12 protein-coding genes and 1 pseudogene are annotated in these 22,606 nt (G+C 39.2%); 11 read left to right on the top strand and 2 right to left on the bottom strand.

Features of this window, described 5'->3' with window-relative positions:
• Positions 1-257: 257 nt before the first annotated feature.
• From RIV7116_RS10620 to RIV7116_RS10595, 6 genes are all read left to right on the top strand, one after another.
• Positions 258-5,735 carry a type I polyketide synthase gene (locus RIV7116_RS10620; protein ID WP_044290865.1) on the top strand — a complete coding sequence of 1,826 codons (5,478 nt, stop codon included), beginning with the start codon at positions 258-260 and terminating at the stop codon, positions 5,733-5,735.
• A gap of 267 nt (positions 5,736-6,002) precedes the next feature.
• On the top strand, positions 6,003-6,572 hold the full coding sequence (locus tag RIV7116_RS33790; RefSeq protein ID WP_015118297.1) for a carboxypeptidase-like regulatory domain-containing protein: 570 nt from the start codon (positions 6,003-6,005) through the stop codon (positions 6,570-6,572).
• A 313-nt stretch (positions 6,573-6,885) separates the two neighbouring features.
• Entirely contained in the window at positions 6,886-8,625 is a 1,740-nt protein-coding gene (locus RIV7116_RS10610) for an SDR family NAD(P)-dependent oxidoreductase (RefSeq protein WP_015118296.1), read from the top strand.
• 194 nt (positions 8,626-8,819) lie between these two features.
• Positions 8,820-13,610, top strand: coding sequence for a PfaB family protein (locus RIV7116_RS10605; protein WP_015118295.1), 4,791 nt, complete (start codon positions 8,820-8,822; stop codon positions 13,608-13,610).
• A 160-nt stretch (positions 13,611-13,770) separates the two neighbouring features.
• Positions 13,771-15,420, top strand: a complete 1,650-nt coding sequence (locus tag RIV7116_RS10600) for a PfaD family polyunsaturated fatty acid/polyketide biosynthesis protein (RefSeq protein ID WP_015118294.1) — start codon at positions 13,771-13,773, stop codon at positions 15,418-15,420.
• Positions 15,421-15,485: 65 nt separating this feature from the next.
• Complete coding sequence (locus RIV7116_RS10595) at positions 15,486-16,997, top strand: thioester reductase domain-containing protein (protein WP_015118293.1); 1,512 nt, start codon at positions 15,486-15,488, stop codon at positions 16,995-16,997.
• 187 nt (positions 16,998-17,184) lie between these two features.
• Here the strand turns inward: RIV7116_RS10595 and RIV7116_RS10590 are convergent, their stop codons facing one another.
• A complete protein-coding gene (locus tag RIV7116_RS10590) occupies positions 17,185-17,538 on the bottom strand; it encodes a DUF4114 domain-containing protein (protein ID WP_015118292.1) in 354 nt (117 codons plus the stop codon).
• 246 nt (positions 17,539-17,784) lie between these two features.
• Here RIV7116_RS10590 and RIV7116_RS37585 point away from each other — a divergent pair.
• The 5 genes and pseudogenes from RIV7116_RS37585 to RIV7116_RS10565 all read left to right on the top strand — a co-directional run.
• Positions 17,785-17,943, top strand: a pseudogene (locus tag RIV7116_RS37585) (DUF4277 domain-containing protein); the annotation flags it as partial.
• 384 nt (positions 17,944-18,327) lie between these two features.
• Positions 18,328-19,866 (top strand): RHS repeat domain-containing protein, encoded by a 1,539-nt coding sequence (locus tag RIV7116_RS36405; protein ID WP_044290863.1) that lies wholly within the window; start codon positions 18,328-18,330, stop codon positions 19,864-19,866.
• 2 nt (positions 19,867-19,868) lie between these two features.
• Complete coding sequence (locus RIV7116_RS10575) at positions 19,869-20,096, top strand: hypothetical protein (protein WP_015118291.1); 228 nt, start codon at positions 19,869-19,871, stop codon at positions 20,094-20,096.
• A 275-nt stretch (positions 20,097-20,371) separates the two neighbouring features.
• Positions 20,372-20,737 carry a hypothetical protein gene (locus tag RIV7116_RS10570; RefSeq protein ID WP_015118290.1) on the top strand — a complete coding sequence of 122 codons (366 nt, stop codon included), beginning with the start codon at positions 20,372-20,374 and terminating at the stop codon, positions 20,735-20,737.
• 666 nt (positions 20,738-21,403) lie between these two features.
• Complete coding sequence (locus tag RIV7116_RS10565) at positions 21,404-21,808, top strand: DUF6851 domain-containing protein (protein WP_044290862.1); 405 nt, start codon at positions 21,404-21,406, stop codon at positions 21,806-21,808.
• Positions 21,809-22,035: 227 nt separating this feature from the next.
• Here the strand turns inward: RIV7116_RS10565 and RIV7116_RS10560 are convergent, their stop codons facing one another.
• Positions 22,036-22,602 carry a hypothetical protein gene (locus tag RIV7116_RS10560; protein WP_015118289.1) on the bottom strand — a complete coding sequence of 189 codons (567 nt, stop codon included), beginning with the start codon at positions 22,600-22,602 and terminating at the stop codon, positions 22,036-22,038.
• Positions 22,603-22,606: the final 4 nt, after the last annotated feature.

Below are 22,606 nucleotides of genomic sequence, written 5' to 3'. Positions count from 1 at the left end.
ATATCTAAACATTTTTAAAACAATCAATTAATCGGGGTTGCATTTCTCCTGACATTTTAGTTAGGAAAAAGTATTTATAATTTACTTATCCAAGTTTATTATCCAATTAATTAATTAGTTGTCAGACTTTTCCGTTTATTAATTGGGCAGCTATGCTATCTAAAGAAGAAAGATAGCTATAGCTGAATTTTATAGTCGCTACAGTTTTGATGCAATCACTTTTTGGAAGCAACAATACTAAATCTATTTTATGTCATATGTCGGCTCAATCCATCAATAAGGCATTGGCGCAATTGGAAGACCAAATTAACAATTGCGAAAAAGCTGTGAAGAGGTTTATTAAGGTCAAACGAAAAATGTCCTCAAAAGATTCTATCTCAATGAACAAAGTTAACACACAATTGCAACATAATCCTATAGCCATTGTTGGAATGGCATCAATTTTTCCCGAAGCTCGGAATATACAAGAATACTGGCAGAATATAGTTGATAAAATAGATTGTATAACGGATATTCCCGAAACTCATTGGAGTTTAGAAGATTATTACGATAGCAATCCTAGAACTAAAGAAGATAAAACTTATTGTAATAAAGGTGGATTTATTCCGTCCATTGATTTTAACCCAATGGAATTTGGTATACCCCCGAATATTTTAGAAGTTACGGATGTTTCGCAACTATTAAGTTTGGTAGTTGCGAAGGAAGCAATGGAAGATGCTGGATACCATGAAAAGCGCGAATTTAATCGCGATAATGTTGGTGTTGTCTTAGGTTCTGCGGCTTTGAAGTTAGGAGTACCGCTTAGTTCGAGGTTGCAGTATCCGATATGGAAAAAAGCTTTAAAAAGTAGCGGTTTATCTGACGAAGATACAGACAAAATTATTGAAAAAATTCAAAGTGCTTACGTTCAGTGGGATGAGAATGCATTCCCCGGAATGCTGTCAAATGTAATTGCCGGACGTATTGCCAACCGCTTTAATTTAGGGGGGCTTAACTGCACGGTGGATGCAGCTTGTGCTAGTTCTCTGGCTGCTTTAAAGATGGCTATTGGTGAATTGGTGGAGCATCGCAGCGATATGATGCTCACTGGAGGAATTGATACAGATAATTCGATTTCAGCATATATCAGCTTTAGTAAAACACCTGCGGTTTCTCCAGGAGATAAAGTTAAACCTTTTGATGCTAAATCCGACGGCATGATGTTGGGTGAAGGTTTGGGGATGATAGTTCTCAAGCGTTTATCGGATGCAGAAAGAGATAACGATAAAATCTATGCAGTCATCAAGGGAATAGGTACTTCTAGCGACGGCAGATTTAAGAGTATTTACGCACCCCGAAAAGAAGGACAGGTCAAAGCTTTGGAACGGGCTTATGAAGATGCCGGATTTGACCCTGCAACTGTAGGTTTAGTAGAAGCCCACGGTACTGGAACTATGGCTGGCGACCCCACCGAGTTTGCATCCTTGCGAGAATACTTCAGCGATGAAAATTTCGAGAGACAGCATATTGCTTTGGGTAGCGTTAAATCGCAAATTGGACACACCAAAGCTGCTGCTGGTGCTGCTAGTTTGATAAAAACAGCTTTGGCACTGCATCACAAAGTATTACCGCCCACCATCAACGTTACTCAGCCCAACCCCAAACTGAATATCAAGCATTCTCCTTTTTACTTGAATGCGGAAACCCGTCCGTGGATTTCTCCTATTGGAGAAGCCCCCAGACGCGCCGGTGTAAGCTCTTTTGGTTTTGGTGGAACTAATTATCACGTAGTTTTAGAAGAATATAACAGCGACCACAATAGTGCATACCGCTTGCATAAGTCACCCACTCAGGTAATTCTCTTTGAAGACAGCCCCGCTCAATTGCTGCAAACCTGCACGACTACTTTAGAAAAGTTACAATCCGATGCAGGGAGTAAGCATTATGCTGAGTTAGTAGAAGCCAGCAAATTTAAAGAAATTCCCCAATCTTCAGCCAGAATCGGTTTTGTTACATCCTCCTTAACAGAAGCTTGTAAAAGGCTGAAAGTAACCATCGACTTGCTGAAAAATAAACCATCAGCAACCGAATGGGAACATCCTACTGGGATTCATTACCGTTCCGAAGGAATGAATTTGCAAGGAAAAGTAGTCGCTTTATTCTCCGGACAGGGTTCGCAATATTTAAATATGGGTAAAGAAGTATTAATGAACTTCCCCCAATTGCGAAAGCTTTACGGCTACATGGATAGTTTGTTGCTTAAAGACAACCTGCAACCCCTTTCAGAAATCGTCTTTCCCCATTCAGTATTCGGGGAAAACGAGAAAAATGCTCAAATTGCTGCCTTACAGCGTACAGAATACGCCCAGCCAGCGATTGGAATGTTGAGCGCGGGATACTACAAGGTATTGCAGCAAGCTGGATTCACACCTGATTTTGTAGCAGGGCATAGCTTCGGAGAACTAACAGCACTGTGGGCTAGCGAAGCATTGAGCGACGCGGATTATTGTGCTTTAGTTAAAGCTAGAGGTCAAGCAATGGCGGCACCTGAAGACCCCAACTACGATACCGGTGCAATGTTGGCGGTAAAAGAAGACTTGGGTAAAATCGAGGCAGTACTCAAAAACTATCCCGAAGTCAAGATTGCCAACTTGAACTCACCCCGTCAAGTAGTTTTAGCTGGTCCCACACCAGAAATTCATCAACTCCAACAAATTCTCCACGACTCCGGACATGCTGCCGTAGTTCTACCAGTTGCAGCAGCATTCCACACACCTTTGATAGCCTTCGCTCAAAAATCCTTTGCGATCGCAACCAAAAGCGTTACTTTCAAATCCCCCAAAATCCCCGTCTACACTAACGTTACAGGAAAACAGCATTCAGCAGACCCCACCATTCTGCAAAAAACTCTCGAATCACAACTATCTAATTCTGTATTATTCAAACAAGAAATCGAAAACATCTATGCAGAGGGTGGTTATTGCTTCGTTGAATTTGGTCCGCGAAAAATTCTCACAAACTTAGTCAAAGATATATTAGGCGATCGCCCCCACATGGCAATTGCTTTAAACTCAAGTCCTAGAAAAGATAGCGACTACTGTTTGAGAGAAGCTGTAATCCAGTTACGAGTTGCCGGAATAACCTTAAAAAATCTCGACCCCTATCAATTGGTAGAACCTCTTCCACCTGCTGAAACTAAAAAAGGTTTGAATATTAAATTAAATGGTAGTAATTATGTCTCGGAGAAAACAAAGCAGAGATGGGAAAAGGCTCTTTCCGAACAGCATCAAGTAGAAATATCTGTTCCTAAAAAAATAGAAACTGTTTCTAATGCCAATAAGGTAAGCCAATCTACCCAAACAGTTCCGCCAGTAAAGCCAAATGATGCAACTACTTCAATGAAAAGCTCTGTGGAGGTTAAACAAACAGCAGCACAAGCAGAGAATGTACAAAAATCTCTTACTTCTTCTTACAGTTCCAATTCCCACAACAACAACGGAAACGGACATAGTAAAGCAGTAGTAATAAAGGAGCAGGAAATAAAGCAACCAACAAATCAAATCGAAAATCCTACCGCTTCTACCTCCTTGGGGCAGTCAATATCTAAATTAAATATGCATATGCAAAGTAAATCTAACGAGCCTAAATCTAATCAACCTATTAATTACGAACAAGTTTTAGAAAGCTTGGAATACGTATTAACTCAATTTGGACAAAATCAAAACGAGAATCTGCAAGTTCACGCTCAATACCTCAACCATCAAGTGGAATATATTAAGACATTTTTCCAACTGATGCAGCAGCAGAATTCCTTGTTTGCGAAAACTGAATCCGGCGAAACACTCAAGCCAAAAATTATTGACAGCTTGGAACGCGGCATGGTTCAGTTCCACAGCCATCAAGGCGATACTCTGCGAGTTCACGAACAGTATCTACAACACCAAGTAGAATATACTAAAAACTTCTTCCAACACATTCAGCAAGAATACGAACAGGTAATTCAAAACGAAGATACTAAAGGTATTCTTGAGCCAGAAGTGAAAACAAGCTTGACACTACCCGTCAGCAATAAAGTTTCACAGCCAACTTTAGAAAATATCGTCACTGACAAAGTTGCTTCTAATGGTAATAATGCCGTAACAGAACCCAAACCGGAACCCAAACCAGAACCCGTAGCAGTTACCACAAACAAAGCTCCACAACCTAAAGTCGAAAATACCATTACAGAAGAAATACCAGCTAATGGTAATACTTCAAAAGTTGAAAACGATGGCGAATTAAAACCAGAATCTCCCGCCCCATCTCTTTCCCCTACCGTAGACTTATCAGATTTAGATACAAACCTCCTAGCTATCACCAGTGAAAAAACGGGTTATCCTGTAGAAATGCTGGAGATGGATATGGATATGGAAGCTGATTTAGGTATTGATTCGATTAAGCGAGTAGAAATCATGGGTGCATTGCAGGAAATGTATCCTGATTTACCGAAGTCTGATAACGTAGAGGAACTCAGCGAACTGCGTACTATCGGTCAAATAGTTGAGTACTTGCAATCTCTTTCTTCTGATTCTGCTAATGCTACTGCTTCTAACACCACAACTACAGCAGCAGAAACTCCTGAAGTGGAAGTTAGTCAACCTACACAACAAGAAGTTGATGCAGTTCCGACATCGGAAACAGCAATAGCAATACCAGAATTAGAAACTATCCTAACTGAGACATTAGCAGATAATACAGCTAGCGTTGATACTAGCAACCTCGGTCAAACCATGTTAGAAATAACCAGCGAAAAGACGGGTTATCCTGTCGAAATGCTGGAAATGGATATGGATATGGAAGCCGATTTAGGTATTGATTCTATCAAACGTGTAGAAATCATGGGTGCGTTACAAGAAGCATACCCCGATTTACCTAAACCCGATAATCTAGAAGAAATCAGCGAATTAAGGACAATCGGACAAATAGTTGAATATCTCCAGACATTATCTGGAGGTGAAAAAAAAAAGCCATACTCTGACACCAGTCAGCAATTAAATGAAATTGGGGGAGTTGCAAGACATGCGGCTAAATTGCAATTCCTTCCCGAACCAGATTTCTTAGAATTTGCATTACCCGAGGGAAACATCGTCTTAATTACTGATGATGGTTCCCCCACTACTTCCGAATTAGCCGAATCATTAACTCAAAGCGGTTTAAAAGTCGTAGTACTAAGCTTTCCCCAATCAATAATTCCCGCACCTTCGGTATTACCGAGTAATATCAAAAATATAATTTTAGAAGATACAACCGAGAAGCATTTACAGCAACAGCTAACAGCGATTACCGCCAATTGCGGTTCCATAGGTGCTTTTATCCATATTCATCCAATATTTAATACTGTTGCTAAAGGTGTCCAATATCCCGAAGAAGAAAAGGCAATAGTCAAACAAGTTTTCTTGATTGCTAAGCATCTGAAAAAATCTCTTAATGCAGCAGCAGAAAATGGACATGGCTGCTTTTATACAGTAGCTCGACTTGATGGTGCTTTTGGATTAGAACATAAAGCGAATTTTAGCGCCATCGCTGGTGGATTATTCGGACTTACCAAAACACTTACCTGGGAATGGGACAAAGTCTTTTGTAGAGCAATTGATATACACCCAGAAATTAACGCCCACAACTGCGTCAAGCACATCCAAGCCGAATTACACGATCCCAATCGTTTAGTAACCGAAGTTGGTTACGGTAATCAAGGAAGAATAACTATTACAGTTTGACGGTTATCAGTTATCAGTTAAACATTGGGCATTGAGCATTGGGAATAGTTGTGAGGAGCGAGTGTCTTTTCTTCTTCGCCATGTCCCAAAAAACAGTAGAGACGCAGCAATAAAGCCACGTCTCTACAGGAACTAGGAGTTGGGGGGTTGGGAATTGGGAATAAAAGGAGTTCTAATGAGTTGAATAAGATAGATATTTAAACTACCTCGCACTCCTTGGAACTCCCTCTTCAAAGTTAGGAGTTTTGAATTACAAATTAATATACCATGTCTGGAAATCAAAAAGCTAATTATATTGGTCGTGTTGTTGACGGTAGCAAACAAGCCCCTATTAGAGCAGCAAAAATAGTATTTGATAATAATGATGGTAATTCCGTCGTTTCTTATAGCGATATTGAAGGAATATATCGATTTTCAGCTAATCCCAATCATAACGGAGTTCTTCAAGGACAAATAACTGTAGAAGCCAACGGTTATCGAACTTACAAATCTAATATTAATTCACCAGAAGACAACAAAGACCTTGGTGATATTACACTGCTTCAAGGTAGTGGTAGTAAAACTCGCATACAAGATGTAGAACATACATCTAGTACATCTAGCAAGCCTAGTATGCCTAACAAACCTAGTACACCTGATAAACCCAATAATAAGAGTAACAGTACGAATAGTAGCGATACCGATCGGTTAATGCCGATATTGATCGCCTTAATGGTAACTTTTTTCACTTTTACTACATTCGCTATTGTATCTGCTATCAGAAAAGAACGTTTCAACGATAGACGCGATAACTACATTAATTTTCATCAAGTGCCGATTCATCAACTTAAAAGTTAGCAATTTTGCTGCTTCTAAAATCTTAACTTGTATATGAAACAATCTTTTAGTTTCATTTAACCTAAGAATATGGGTTTAATTCCCCGGCAACAAAGCCGTGAAAGATACCTCCCACGCTCCGCGTGAATGGGTGGCGGCGTGTCGGCGGACAGAATATTCTTACCGCCTTGTTTAAATCCCCATTCCAATTCCAGCCCTCTTCCTTCGTTTTAAAATTTTTCGTCCCCTTCTTCCCCCTCCTTTCCCTCACCCACAATTTCGGTTTGGTGAAGTAGTAATGTAATACATCAATTATTTTTAGTTAGAAAAATTCATGACAACAACAACTTCAATTCGTCCTGAATCGGTTTTTCTTGTTAGTGGTGGTGCCAAAGGGATTACTGCTAAATGCGTAATTGAATTAGCAAAACAATATCCATCTAAGTTTATTTTATTAGGTCGTTCGGAACTTTTAGAATCCGAACCTTTATTTGCAAAAGATTGCTTTGACGAAGCGGCTTTAAAAAAACTTATTATGGAAGATTTGCTTAGTCGGGGAGAAAAACCTACTCCCATACAGGTGAAAAAGATTTATAATCTAATTATTTCTGACAGAGAAATAAAACAAACTTTGGAAATAATTAAACAAGCTGGAGGTGATGCTCGCTATATTAGCGTTGATGTTACAAATACTGATGATTTACAGCAAAAAATAGCCGCTGTTACAGAAAGTATGGGTGACATAACTGGTATTATTCATGGTGCGGGTAATTTAGCTGATAAATTAATCGAAAAAAAGACAGAAGAAGATTTTGAAAAAGTTTACAGCGCCAAAATTAAGGGTTTAGAGAATTTGCTTGGCTGTGTTAATCTTTCTCAATTAGAACATTTAGTTTTATACTCTTCTGTTGCCGGTTTTTATGGCAATATTGGTCAATCAGATTATGCTTTGTCTAACGAAATTCTCAATAAATCGGCTCACCTGCTTAAACAACAGTATCCTGAATGCCATGTAGTCGCTATCAATTGGGGTGGCTGGGATAGCGGTATGGTTACACCGGAGTTAAAGAAGGAATTTGCTCGTAGGGGTATTGAAATTATTCCGGTAGAAGCGGGAGCACAAATGTTAGTCAACGAACTTAACGATTCTTTCCGGGATTCTACACAAGTTGTAATTGGTAGTCCGATTTCTCCACCACCAGCACTATTAAATTCTCAGTTAAAAAGTTATCGCATTCGTAGAAGATTAACGGAAGCTGCAAATCCTTTTTTACAAGACCATATAGTCGGTGGAAAACCAGTTTTACCTGCGACTTGTGGAACCCAATGGATGATAAATGCTTGCGAGCAACTTTATCCTGGATATAGGTTTTATTACTACAATAATTTTAAAGTTCTCAAGGGAGTACCTTTTGATGAAAAACTATCAGAAGAGTATATCCTGGATCTAGAAGAAATTGCTAAGCACGAGCATCAAGAAATAGTTTTTAAAGCGAAAATATGGAGTAGGAATAAAAACGGAAAAATTAACTATCATTTCAGTATTGACGACATTCATTTGTTACCCAAGCATACTGAAAGTCCGACTTACGGAAAACTGAATATGACAGAAGATAATATCATTCCTATTACCGGTAATGATTTTTATCAAGAAAATCCATCAATATTTCCCTTATTTCATGGAGAATCTTTCAAAGGGCTAACAAAAGTAATAAATATTAGTCCCGAAAAAATTACTACTGAATGCGTTTGGAACGAAATTAGTAGGGAACAACAAGGACAATTCCCTGTTATTTGGGTAAATCCTTACTCTGTTGATTTAAGTACTCATCCTTTATGGGTTTGGCTACAGCACTATCATCAAGAAATTTGTTTGCCAGCAGAAATTAAGAGACACGAACAATTTGCGGCAACTCCAAGCAATCAACCTTTTTACGTTTCTTGCGAAGTCACGAATAAGACTTCTACTAGTGTTGCAGCAGATTTTACAATACACGATAAACAAGGCAAAATTTATTCTCGCTTATTCGGTGGTAAAGGAATCATTATTCCTACTAAGTCTTTAAAAGGTTAGAGGTTAAAGGTTAAAGGTTAAAGGTTAGAGGTTAAAGGTTAGAGGTTAAGAATTGAGAATATTCTACATCCTCTAACCCTTCTACACTCCTTCTCTCTCTGTAGCTAGTCAAAAACTAAAAATTACAACTGCTTGCTGACAATGCACACCCGACGGGTGAACAACTCACTGTTAACTGCTCACTGAATAAAAGTATGGAAAAAATCGCGATAATTGGGTTTTCATGCCTGTTCCCGGATGCTAAAAATGCTGAAGAATTTTGGCATAATTTAATCGAGCAAAAAGATTCAACTTCTGAATTAAGTATTGATGAAATTGGTATAGAACCAACTATATTTTACGATCCAGTCAAAGGAAAGCCAGATAAAGTTTACTCCCTACAAGGGGGATTTGTACGTAATTTTAAGTTTGATGCATCGGGATATAACCTTCCCTCTTCATTGCTACAAAATCTAGATGACACCTTTAAATGGTCGCTTTATGCTGCGAAGCAAGCATTACAAAACAGTGGTTATTTGGAAGACAAGTCTGTTCTTTCCAAATGCGGAGTACTGTTGGGCACACTCTCGCTACCTACGAAATCATCAAATCAATTATTTGAACCGCTCTATCAACAGGTGTTAAATCCGGCAATTGGGGAGCTTTTGCAGCAAGAAGATTTTGAAGTAGCAAGTTTACCGCCTGCTGAAGAAACTTCTTTTTACAATGCGATGATATCGGGTTTACCTGCTGCGATCATTTCTCAAGCTTTGTCTTTGTCTCATATCCATTTTTGCCTGGATGCTGCTTGTTCCTCACCTTTATATGCTGCGAGATTAGCCTCTCACTATCTATGGAGTCATAAAGCTGACTTGATGTTAGCTGGTGGTATTAGTTGTGCCGATCCTATATTTATCAGGATGCTTTTCTCTGGTATTCAAGGCTACCCTGAAAATAATGATATTAGTCGCCCTCTAGATAAATCTTCACGGGGATTAATTACTTCCGAAGGTGTGGGAATGCTTGTTCTTAAACGCTATAGCGATGCTGTTAGAGACGGCGATCGCATTTATGCTTCGATAACGGGGAACGGACTTTCTAATGATGGTAGAGGTAAACATTTACTCAGCCCCAATCCGAAAGGACAAACTTTAGCTTTTGAAAGGGCTTATTTAGAAGCCGATCTCGATCCAAAAGCGATTGACTATATTGAGTGTCATGCAACCGGAACTTTATTAGGAGACAGTACCGAATTTAACTCTGTCGAAACTTTCTTTGGTAAATATCAAGCAACTCCATTTACGGGTTCGGTAAAATCTAATATCGGGCATTTGCTTACTGGTGCTGCTAGCGCTAGTCTGATTAAAGTACTCTTAAGCATGACTAAGGGTATTATTCCTACAACTATTAATATTACAAATCCCATTGGTTCGGAAGATAACGTAATTTCACCCAGCCGTATTGTCACAAGTCCTACTAATTGGCACTCAAAAAGCGGTTCGATAAAACGCGCCGCAGTTAGTGCTTTTGGTTTGGGTGGAACCAACGGGCATCTAATTTTAGAACAAAATAAAAACATCATATCTGAAGAATCAAGCCAACCTTTGAAACTGGCTAAAATGGCGATTGTCGGAATGGATGTGTTATTTGGTGATTGTGATGGCTTAGATGCTTTTGAGAGAAGTATTTACCAAGGAAAACAACATTTTATTCCCCTACCTGCTGGGAGATGGCACGGTGTAGAAAATCAAACAGAGCTACTGGAAAAATATAACTTACCTGATTCTAAAGTACCCAGTGGAGCTTATATTAGCGAATTTGAAATTGATACCGTATCTAGTAAAATTCCCCCCAACGAGTTAGATAATCTCAACAAGCAACAATTATTGATGCTTAAAGTTGCAGAACGCGCTCTAAAAGATGCAGGCGTTAAAGAAGGCGATAAGGTCGCGGTTTTAATCGCCACAGAAGCCGAATTTTCCGTTCATCAACTCCAGCAAAGATGGAATTTGTCTTGGGAAATAAAAGAAGGATTAAATGCTAGCGCAATATCCCTATCATCTGATAAAGTTAATAAGTTAGAAACAATAGTTAAAGATGGAATTCATCCCGAACCAGCCGATAGCAGCGAATTCGTTAGCTACATAACCAATATTATGGCGAGTCGCATTTCCTCGCTATGGAATTTTTCTGCTCCCGTTTTAACTATTTCTGCTGGCGAAAACTCCACATTTAAGGTTTTAGAAGTAGCGCAACATTTATTAACTACTGGGGAAGCAGATGCCGTATTAGTGGGTGCTGTGGATTTAGCTGGCGGCATGGAAAATGTGTTATTAAGAAATGAATTATCGACAGTTAATACAGGTGTAAAGACTCTATCCTATGACCAAAAAGCTAACGGCTGGATGGTTGGCGAAGGTGCGGGTGCAGTAGTTTTAAAGCGACATCAAGTAGCAAAACAGGAAAACGAGTGCATCTACGCGGTAATCGATGCAGTTAGTTTCACGCAGAAAAATGCTACCAAAAGTGATTTGCAAAGTCGCTTGGGAAATGCAGATGCAAACACCGTTAGTTCTGCCTGTCAACAAGCTTTTGAGACAGCAGAAATTAAACCTTCAGATATATCTTATTTGGAAGTTTTTGGTAGCGGTATTTCTCAAGAAGACGAAGCAGAAATTGACGGATTACTTCGGGCTTATCCAAGCGGTGCAAACAAATTAACCTGCGCGATCGGCAGCGTTAAAGCTAATATTGGTCACACCTATGTTGCATCGGGAATTGCAAGTTTAATTAAAACTGCTTTGTGTCTCTATTATAGATATCTCCCTGCAACACCAAAATGGAATGGTGTCAAAGATATTAAAAAGTGGGAAAACAGTCCTTTCTATGTTGTTCCGGAATCGAGGCCTTGGTTTCTCAATCCAGATACCGTTCGAAGAACGGCAGCTATTAATAGCATGGGTTTAGATGGCACTTACGCTCATTTAATAATATCTGAAGAACCAAATAAACAAGACCGCAGCAGCAGATTTTTGCAGCAAATGCCTCTGCAGTTGTTTCCTATAGCTGAAAAAAATCGCGAAAATTTACTACAGCAAATTGACAATTTGCATAATTTAGTAAATAGCGGAACATCTCTTCCCGTAGCTGCGAGCATGGCTTTTGCTAATTATAAAAAATGCAGTCAAGATTATACTTTAGTAATTTTAGCTCGCAACCAGAAAGAATTAGCTAAAGAAATAGAGGCAGCTATCAAAGGTGTAAATAAGGCATTTGAGAATGGTGAAGAATGGCAAACACCACTAGGTAGTTATTTTACAGCTAAACCGCTGGGCAAAAAAGGAGAAGTTGCATTTGTCTATCCTGCTGCGGTTAATTCCTATCTCGGTATTGGTAGAAATCTCTTCCGTTTATTTCCCGAAGTTCAGGATGATATTATCCTGCAAAATTTAGACAATCGCGTCAGTCACGTTGAGAAGTTAGTATATCCCCGCAGCTTGAATAAACTATCAAGCAGGCAATTAGAAGGGCTAGAAAAGCAACTGCTAGATGATTCGGCAGCAATGTTTGAAAACGAAATAGTCGTTGCGAAGCTGCTTTCAAGAGTGCTTCAGGATAACTTCCAAGTTAAACCAAAATTTGCTTTTGGTTACAGCTTAGGTGAAGTTAGTATGATGTCTGCTATCGGGATATGGAATAAATTCGGCGAGATGAGCAACGCTTTAAACTCCAGCACCTTATTTGGAGACAGGTTATCCGGTGCGAAAAACTGCGTCAGAGAATTTTGGCAGCTACCACCTGTAGAGCGATCGCCAGACAGCAGTTTTTGGTGCAATTACGTGCTTATAGCCACACCATCCCAAGTAAGGGAGAGCATAGTAGATGAAAATCGCGTTTACCTAACTCAAATAAATACACCCGAAGAAGTCGTAATTGCAGGTGAGCCAGCAGCTTGCGAAAGAGTCATCAAAAAATTAGGTTGTAGTGCATTCCGGGCACCTTTCGATCACGTAATTCATTGCGAAGCAATGGCTTCCGAACACCAGGAAATTGCTAACGTCAACACTTTACCAGTTCAAGAAAATCGGCAAAATCTAATACTTTATTCTGCGGCAAAATATGCGCCAATAGAATTAGAAAGTAAAGCCATTGCTGAAGGTATCGCTACAGGACTTTGTAAACAGCTTGATTTTCCCCGACTGGTGAACCGAGTTTATGATGATGGTGCAAAAATATTTATCGAAACCGGTGCTGGGAACGTTTGTTCTCGATGGATTGACAAAGATTTAAGCGATAAAGAACATATGACAATTTCTCTTAATCGTAGGGGTTTAGACGACTATAGTAGCATTCTGAAAGCATTAGCAAAACTTGCTAGCAATCAAGTTCCTATAGATTTATCACCGCTATATTCCACTGCCGAAGTAGCTAAGAAAAAATCTGGCATAAGCACTAGAAAAGTTAAGTTGGGCGGTCATAATATTACCGAAAGTATTCTGAGCGCCCAGAACAAAAAACTTTTACAAAATAAATCAGAAGTTACCGCTTTACCTGTTGATAAAGAGCAATTGGCAACAAGTATAAACACAACACCCAAACCGACTGAAAAAGCCGAAGCATCAGTAAAGGTAAAAGAAAAAACAAAGGCAGTTCATCAACCACAAACTAAACCAGATATTTCTATACCATCACCGAAAAAGTCAGAAGCAAGTCCCATGAAAAAAATCGCCTTATCTAATATAGAAAATAAAATAGAGCAACCAAAAACTCTGGCGAAAACTACTTCAAACCTTGCATCTTCTGGCACAAATAAATTAGCTTCAACTTTGAGCGTGACCAGTTATATTAAACCTCAACATAAACAACTTAGCGCGAATAATTTAATGGTTCATAAGACCCATTCTAGATTTTTAAATTATCGTCAAGATTTTAGTCAACAACTCAGCGAAATAATTCAATTACAAATAGCTTGTGCCGAGGAATTGTTTTCTGAAGATTCTCAATAATTTTTCAATTTTCTAAATGGAGAATGACAGATGATTATGTTAATAGGCTGTTTGTAATAGTAATATATTTAACTATTTCAACTATTTATTAATAATTCATCACTCATTCTTCATTGATAATTGCTGATTGCTCATTGTTCATCAATAACTGAAAAATAACGTGGTAAACAAACAAGAAAACGGACTTGTATATTATGGGGTTTCTTCAACTAAAAACCGGACTTGGAAAGGTTCGGTAAGCTGTATATCTTTTGACCCCGAAGGAATCAAACAACAATTGCTCGAAACCGATAAACCTTGTTATATTGTTAAAGTCGGTGACAGAATTGGGGCAACAAATTACGGCTATTGTCCTCTTGATAACAGTCAGCCAGCAGAAATAGAATTACTAATTGCAGCGCCACCTGTTTTTACAAAAAGCTTCGGAGACCCCAATTTTCTTGTTTGTCATAATCTAAAATATGCTTACACAGCTGGTGCAATGGCTGGGGGTATAGCCTCCGAAGAAATGGTCATTGCCTTGGGGAAAGAGAATATTTTAAGTTCTTTTGGTGCGGGTGGTTTGAGTTTAAATCGTTTGGAAGAAGCGATAAAAGTTATTCAAGCATCTTTACCAAATGGTCCCTATGCATTCAACTTAATCCACAGTCCTAACGAGCCAGAAATTGAAAGAGGCGCTGTAGATTTATATCTTAAATATGGAGTAGAAACTGTAGAAGCTTCGGCATTTTTAGATTTAACTCCTAATATTGTTTACTATCGTGCGGCTGGATTAAGCTTAAATTCAGCTAACCAAATTCAAATTAATAATAAAGTCATTGCAAAAATTTCTCGTCGAGAAGTTGCGAGTAAATTTATGCAGCCAGCACCTTTAAAAATGCTTAAAGAACTGGCTGAGAAAGGATTAATTACCGAATTACAAGCAACCCTGGCAGCACAAATTCCTATTGCAGATGATATTACCGTAGAAGCGGATTCTGGTGGTCATACAGATAACCGTCCTTTGGTTTGCGTGCTACCTTCTATTATTGCGTTAAAAGACGAAATACAGTCAAAATATAATTACGAAAAACCTATTAGAGTTGGAGTTGCTGGAGGAATTTCTACTCCCCAATCGGCTTTAGCAGCCTTTATGATGGGTGCTGCATATGTAGTTACCGGTTCAATTAATCAATCTTGTGCCGAAGCGGGAACCTCTATGCATACAAAAAAACTATTAGCACAAGCTGACATGGCTGACGTAATGATGGCACCGGCTGCTGATATGTTTGAAATGGGAGTAAAACTACAGGTTCTCAAACGCGGAACTATGTTCCCCCTGAAAGCACAAAAGCTATATGAAATCTATCGAAATTATAATTCGCTTGACGAACTTCCAGTAGTCGAAAAAACAAGACTAGAAAAACAAGTTTTTCGCAAAACTATCGAAGAAGTTTGGCAAGAAACAGTTGCTTATCAATCTAAAAGTAATCCTCATAAATTAACTAAAGCCGCTAACAACCCAAAATATAAAATGGCGCTGATTTTTCGCTGGTATTTAGGGTTATCTTCTAGGTGGTCTAATTCCGGTGAAAAAGGAAGAGAAGTCGATTATCAAGTATGGTGTGGTCCAGCAATGGGTAGCTTTAATGACTGGGTACGCGGTTCTTATTTGTCAGAATCCAAAAATCGCCGAGTAGTTGACGTTGCCAACCAAATTATGTTGGGAACTTCTTATTTATACCGCATCCAAAATCTCAAAATGCAAGGTCTACACATTAATAATTTCTACGCCCAGTATCATCCAGTTCAATTGACATCGGAAATCTAAAATCTACAAATATCTTCCGGCACAAACACGAGCAACATCATTGTAAATTTAAAATCTTAAATCAAATGACTACAAAACAATCTATGAACGCTGGAGAAATTCAAAATTGGTTATTATCTAACTTGGCTGAAATACTGCATATGGAAGCCGAAGAAATCGATGTAACTCAACCTTTAGATAGCTACGGTTTAGATTCAACTCAAGCAATGGTAATTGTGACCAAAGCACAGAAAATGCTCGGATTTGAATTGTCCCCCATGTTGCTTTGGCATTATCCCACAATAGAAGCGCTTTCGGCTCGTTTAGCAGAAGAAGCAGAAGAATCCCAACAGGAAACCAAATCGCTTGTTGATACCACCAATACTCCTAATTTAGCAGCAGAAGCAGTTCTTGATGAAACTATTCGTCCAGCTTCCAATTCTTATAAATTTAACCCCAATCCTCAGAATATTTTCTTAACCGGAGGTACCGGTTTTTTAGGAGCATTTTTAATTTACGAACTCTTACAGCAGACAGATGCAGATATCTACTGCTTAGTACGGGCAACAGATGCAGAAGCAGGCAAACAAAAGCTAAAAAATAATTTACAAGCTTATGCAATTTGGAATGAAGAATTTAGTCCTCGAATTATTCCTATAGTTGGTGACTTATCCCAGCCGCAACTAGGCATCAGCACAGAAGGCTTTGATATGCTGGCAACCAATATAGATGCCATTTATCACAGTGCTGCAATGCTCAACTATGTGTTTCCCTACTCAGCATTGAAAACAGCCAACGTATTAGGAACTCAAGAAATCATCAGATTGGCTTGCAAAATCAAAGTCAAACCCTTACATTACGTCTCCAGCGTCGCCGTCTTTGAATCACCCGAATACGCAGGAAAAGTAGTCAAAGAAGATGATAGTTTTGACCGTTGGGAAGGAATTTTCTTAGGTTATTCTCAAACCAAATGGGTAGCAGAAAAACTAGTTAAAATAGCTTCTCAAAGAGGACTTCCCATCACCATTTACAGACCACCTTTGATTTCCGGACACAGCCAAACTGGTGTAGGTAACACCGACGATTTTGTAAACTTAATGACCAAAGGCTGTTTGCAGATGGGAGCTTTTCCCGACGTTGACTATAAGTTAGATATGTCACCCGTTGATTATGTAAGTCAAGCCATAGTTTATCTATCCACACAAGAAGAATCCCTCGGTAACGCTTTCCATCTCCAACATCCAGAACCCGCACCTTTAAGCACATTGGTTGATTGGTTGAGTTCTTTTGGCTTTCCCATCAAGATGATTCCTTATGAAGAATGGCAAGACAAGTTGATCAATGATGTCACATCAGAGGAAAATCCTTTATATACTTTGCGTCCGTTTCTACTGGAACGTTGGTCAGAAAGACAATTGACTATTCCGGATTTATACTTAACAGAAAATAGACCAATTATTAGTTGTGACGAGACTTTGAATGCACTCGCAGGAAGCGGTGTCTCTTGTGCCCCAATTGACGCGCAACTATACACTACATATGCAACTTATTTGATTCAAAATGGTTTTCTTAATCTTGAGTCAGTTCTTAGTAGTTAGTAATTGCTAGTTGGTAATTGGTAATTGGTAAGAGGGTAGGGTGTGTTATGGCTTCAGCCTAACGCACCAAAACCTTTATCGGATGGTGCGTTGCACTTGACATTCAAGACAGTCGCTACATATCTAATAATTAACTAGAAACTCGGTTTTTTGGAAAAATCGGGTTTCTGAATGGTATATTGTGGCATTAGAATTCTATCTTTATTTTTAAATCATTAAAATCTTGGTCGCCACCATTAGCTAAATCTTCAAATTCAAAGGTGCTGGTAGCATTATTAAATCTGATGTGGTCAAAAGTGCCGTTGTCTGTGCTAGCACCGGCACCCATATAGGAGAGGTAAACGCCTTCTACGCTGTCGATGTTGCTTATAGCTTGTTCTAAAGTTCCATCTGCGACAATTACGACACCTAAAATATCTCCACCTGTTAAGCTAAAACTTCCAGTTGTACTTGTAGCATCTTTATCGGCATTCAATCCAAAGTTTGGATTAACAACGTTGTTTAATGCGGTTTGGAGATAGCCGCTATCATCTGGTGTCAAGCCACCGATGTTACCGTCATCGCCGTCTACTTTGTAGAAGTAGACGTTGTTGTCATAATCTGCATCTCTAGTAATTTCAAACCCACATTCCGCACCCTAAGTTTCAGAAGAAGGCGAAAACAGATTGCTTAGTACTTTTATACTACTACCTACAAGTTTTAAAAAGCAACTATTAATAATAACTTGCATTAGTGTTAATACATAGTTACTAAAAAAAATTGAGTATAAATCCTTTATTGAAGTTACATGAAAGATGTTGAAATAAAGAATATAGACCATTTGGGTATAGTCGCAGGGATAATAGATTCGATTGGGTTAGTAGAAATAATTAACGAGTCCATCGGTGTAAATGAAAACGAAAAAGTGAATGCTGGACAAGTTGTAAAAGCAATGATTTTAAATGGCTCTCAAAGCGGTAATGGGGTAGCTGACAAGCGGGTTGACATGACCTACGATGCTGCGAGTCAGTTAAAGGGTATAAATCGCTATGCGGATTTAGCCGGAACTCAACTTGTTGCAGATAGCAGCTATGACTATGATGTCGCAAGTCGTCTCAAGGAATTAAAACACTTCAAGGGAACTGATGTTTTAGCTGCTTATGGCTTTGATTAGGATGCTGGAAATCGCATTACTTCTTTCACTTCCCCGGATGGAACCAGTACTTACGATTACGATTTAACGAATCAGCTTACTGGTACAGACCACAGCTATCAAGATGATGAAAACTACAACTACGACGATAACGGCAATCGTACCAATGATGGTTATGACACTGGTACTGACAATCGCTTGTTAACTGATGGTAAATATAATTACTCCTATGATGATGAAGGAAATCGCACTCAACGGGTTGAAATCGCTACGGGTGAAATAACTGAGTACAGTTGGGATTACCGCAATCGCCTCACAGAAGTTGTTGTCAAAGATACTAACGGTAATGTTATCAAGACTGCTGGGTATACCTACGATATGTTTGACCGTCGTATTGCTAAAGAGGTAGACGCAGATGGGGATGGAGTAGCAACGGCTTCTATTGAAAGGTTTGTTTATGATGGGGAGCATATTGCCCTCACCTTTGATGGTGATGGTAACTTAACTCATCGTTATTTACACGGTCCGCAAGTTGACCAGATTTTAGCTTCGGAAAATGCTCAAGGTGAGGTGTTATGGGCGCTGACGGATAATCAAGGTACCGTCCGCGATGTAGTTGATAATAACGGTACGGTTGTCAATCATATTACCTACGATAGTTTTGGTAGGGTGACTGGGGAGAGCAACGAAAATGTTGATTTCCGGTTTGGGTATACTGGACGGGAATTTGATGAGGAGACGGGGCAATATTATTATCGGGCTAGGTATTATGATGCTGCTGTTGGACAGTTTATCAGTGAAGACCCGATTGGGTTTGAAGCTGGCGACCCCAATTTTTACAGATACGTTAATAATAGCCCTGCTAACTTCACCGACCCAACAGGGGAAATCTTAGACGCGCTTTATAAAAATAACACGCTTTATAACTACGTTAATAAGGCAGACCAATTTGCAGCAGGTTTTGGTGATGCAGTTTCTTTTGGGTTAACAACAAAGATACGTGAGATACGGTACGGCGAAACCGCAACGCGAAACCATAGTGGAGGATTGTTTACTGCCGGTCAGATTTTTGGTACAGCAGCCAGTACTGCTGTGAGTTTTGGTGTTGGTGCTGGTGCAAAAGGTGGTGGCTGGGCTATACGTGCGGCTAAATATTATACTGTAGTTGGAGATATTACTGGGGTTGTTCAAAGTACGAACAATTTGATAAAGGGGTGTTTTACTCCTATCGATTTGCTGGGATATGCACCTGCGGCTGGTTATATTGGTGGTAGGATTTTCCGTGGGTTAAGGGGAGTTGATGGTGCTGGTGTAATCGGAAGGCTTCAGGAAGGAGATATTGTTAGTGATCTTTTATTTGGGGCAAGAGTAGGTGAGGGTTTACCAGGACCTTCAGGGGCAAAGATTTCATCTAGACCAACACCTGCTCAACTTGAACTCCTAACAGATAAGCATAATGTTGAATTCGCTGTTACTTATAAACTGGGATCTGGACCAAATGGTAGGGGAGGTCAATACTTTCTTCATTCAGGAAAAGCCCGCTCTGTGGAAGTTCCATTAGAGGCAGATAGTATGCTTATTTACCATACACACCCTGGAGGAACAGCCGCTGCTAGTCAAGCGGATAAGGATCTTTTAGAAACTCTTGAATTACTTGGCTCTCCGCAGCGTAGTTCTCAAATTGTGCCATCAGGAAAAGATGTTATTAGATTTGATAAGAATCGTAGTAAATTTTAAACATGATGCATGACATTACAGAGTTCGCTTATTTATGGGATGGTTCCTCTCCATCTTGGGCTTTACTCCATATCAATTCAAGCAAAGAAGAGGAAAATCCAAGATATTTAATCGTTAATACAGAGACGCGAAATGCTTTACTTATAAAGAATGACGAGGTATATGAAACAGTTCGAGAGCAAATGTTAAGGGAGGGAGTACGTATTGTGTCTGTTGGAAATGGGTATTAAAGCCTGGTATAACAATCCTGGCAACTTAAGCTGAAACGTTTTTTGTCAATAAGTAATATTGCTCAAAAAATGAGGTAGTGTAAGGTCAGTAGCGTTTCCAGAATTTCAATACCGAGTACAATTTTGTCCTCGAAGACAAGTTTTACCTTTTTATCCTTCTTAACAGATTCTAGTGCGATACGCAAAGCGTCCGTCGCCTTTCGGGTGATCGCATTTCTCGTAGGGTGCGCCACAGTGTAGTGTAGCGCACCTTACAAATCGTAGAAGATTAAAATATGTCAGAAACACAAGCAATTCAAAAACTAGAGAAGGCAGGTTTATTGGTAATCCCATTTGGTTCAGTAGGTCCATTTGCAAATGGATATTCTGTAGCTAAGCCAACGTTAGTCTCCGGAAATACAAGAATTGATTGTGAGTGTTTACTTGGTAGTGACAGGATACCTTGTGATGCACCTGTTGCAAATCTTTATCCAAAAGAAGATAAATGGATATTTGAAATTTCGGAATGGGTTCCAGGTCCAGGAATAGGAGATTTTCAGGATTCATTTGAGTCAATAGATGATGCTGTCTCGCCAATCTTAGATTACTATTTTGGAGATCCATCACGAATGAACCCACCTGAACTACTAGAAATTGAATAGTTTTAACTTCTTAAATAAAAAGCTAAGTGAGGTGTGTTGTTGCTGAATATATAACCTGTAGGGTCGAAGTAGTAAATGGTAATTTTGGTAACTCAAAATTACCTGCTAGTAGCCCCTTCTTCTCATCAAAGAACAAACATCAGAACGAGCTTACAAAATAAAATATTACTTTTAGGCTTCTCATGAGTGTGAATTTTTTATTACTAATACCCTTATTTTATAAATATTGTTAACCACTACAAATAATAATCATTGTATCAAACCCTCAAAATCAACCTGACTTTTCACGGGATGTTGAAAACGTCATTTTAGCCGTATCGAAAACCCTACTTCTTTCGTGGCTAATTATCATTAGTTTATAGTTATTGATAATAACTCTGTGGAAAAAGTAACGTTTTTTGGTTGACTCAGGACTTACCGTGAAAAGTCAGCAAAACCAACCCCTTGCCGAACTCAGTATTATAAACTACAACAGAAACTGAACTTCAACGCGCAGCCAGCAACCACATTACGATATTGACTGCTACAAATGCTGCTGCCGTTTCTTCACGACAACTCCCAACAATGAAAATCCCAAAATCCCCTCAACAAAAAAACTTAAACACCAAACTCCCCCTACTCCTATCCTCCACAATCAGCATCTTCTTCAACCTCCCTTCCCCAGCAATGGATTTTTCCTTACACACAGAAGACCCAGTACTGCTGTGGAACCAAGCAACTTTAGAAGCCATCAGCAACACCAACATGGGTCCCACTCCCACCTCCCGTGCCTTGGGCTTAGTTAACACCAGTATGTACGATGCCTGGGCAGCCTACGACCCAGTAGCAATCGACACTCAACTAGAAAACCTCCAAGTTGACCACAAAGAAATCACTCCAGAAAACAAAAGCACCGCAATCAACTACGCTGCATACACCACCCTCCTAGACTTATTCCCCACCCAAGAGCCTGCATTTACTCACCTCATGCAGCAACTAGGAATAGATTCCACCATTACATCCACCAACACAAACACCCCAGCAGGAATAGGTAACTTAGCAGCTAAAACATTACTTAATAATATTGAATAAATTTTATTCTCTTGTTGGCAGAAAATTGCTGATTAAAAAAAACCGCAGAGAGCGGAGCGTGTCCGTTAGGACATAAAGTGTGGTCTTGGGGGTTTCCCCCATGAACAACTTTTCAAGACAGAGGGCGCAGAGGAAAGAGATAAAGAGAGATAATAATTAGGAGTGGAAACTGAGCAATTAAAAATTGAAAAATTAAAGCTTCACAGTTTCTTTTTATAAGAGGGTGTTTATAAAAAAATGTATAGTAGAGTATGTAAGATGAACAAAACTCGCTTTAGTCTTGTGTGAGTTGTGTAGCGAAGAATCGTCCAATCAGTTAACTGTACAATTCCGTGTTCTTTTAAAGATTGTTTAACAGCACTACAGCTTTTAAAAATAACTGTCACCCAAGTTGATAAATTACTTTTATTTGGGTTAAATGTTGACAAAATGTGAGTCGTAAGAGATTCGCTATCTTGACTACTATGAGTAGTATCCAGCACTAATGGTAATAATTGTGCGCTGTAAAGGTAGTGTTTTTCGCCAAACTTCTGCTCTAATACGATGCAACTTTCTTTAAGCACGTTGGAGATAAAGCAGCGCAAACATTTTTCAGCCATATTACCACGAGGGTCGCTTGACTGATACCATTGTATAAGTTGACGTTGAATATTTCTATCTGGTATTTCCTTTTGCTGTGCTACGGTAGAAAACTGTTCGTCAAAAAAAACTTTCGCTGCTTCGAGTACTTCGCTTTTGCAGCGACTAAAACTGTCAATCCTCACTAAAGTCCAATATCTTGATGCTGCACCCATTACA

This window comes from Rivularia sp. PCC 7116, assembly GCF_000316665.1.
Classification (GTDB): domain Bacteria; phylum Cyanobacteriota; class Cyanobacteriia; order Cyanobacteriales; family Nostocaceae; genus Rivularia.
This window is presented reverse-complemented; position numbering and strand designations above follow the sequence as displayed.

Excerpts from the sequence above, each read along its gene's own strand:
- RIV7116_RS10620 (WP_044290865.1), top strand. The coding sequence starts at position 258 with ATGTCGGCTCAATCCATCAATAAGGCATTGGCGCAATTGGAAGACCAA.
- RIV7116_RS33790 (WP_015118297.1), top strand. The coding sequence starts at position 6,003 with ATGTCTGGAAATCAAAAAGCTAATTATATTGGTCGTGTTGTTGACGGT.
- RIV7116_RS10610 (WP_015118296.1), top strand. The coding sequence starts at position 6,886 with ATGACAACAACAACTTCAATTCGTCCTGAATCGGTTTTTCTTGTTAGT.
- RIV7116_RS10605 (WP_015118295.1), top strand. The coding sequence starts at position 8,820 with ATGGAAAAAATCGCGATAATTGGGTTTTCATGCCTGTTCCCGGATGCT.
- RIV7116_RS10595 (WP_015118293.1), top strand. The coding sequence starts at position 15,486 with ATGACTACAAAACAATCTATGAACGCTGGAGAAATTCAAAATTGGTTA.
- RIV7116_RS10575 (WP_015118291.1), top strand. The coding sequence starts at position 19,869 with ATGATGCATGACATTACAGAGTTCGCTTATTTATGGGATGGTTCCTCT.
- RIV7116_RS10570 (WP_015118290.1), top strand. The coding sequence starts at position 20,372 with ATGTCAGAAACACAAGCAATTCAAAAACTAGAGAAGGCAGGTTTATTG.
- RIV7116_RS10565 (WP_044290862.1), top strand. The coding sequence starts at position 21,404 with ATGGATTTTTCCTTACACACAGAAGACCCAGTACTGCTGTGGAACCAA.
- RIV7116_RS10560 (WP_015118289.1), bottom strand. The coding sequence starts at position 22,602 with ATGGGTGCAGCATCAAGATATTGGACTTTAGTGAGGATTGACAGTTTT.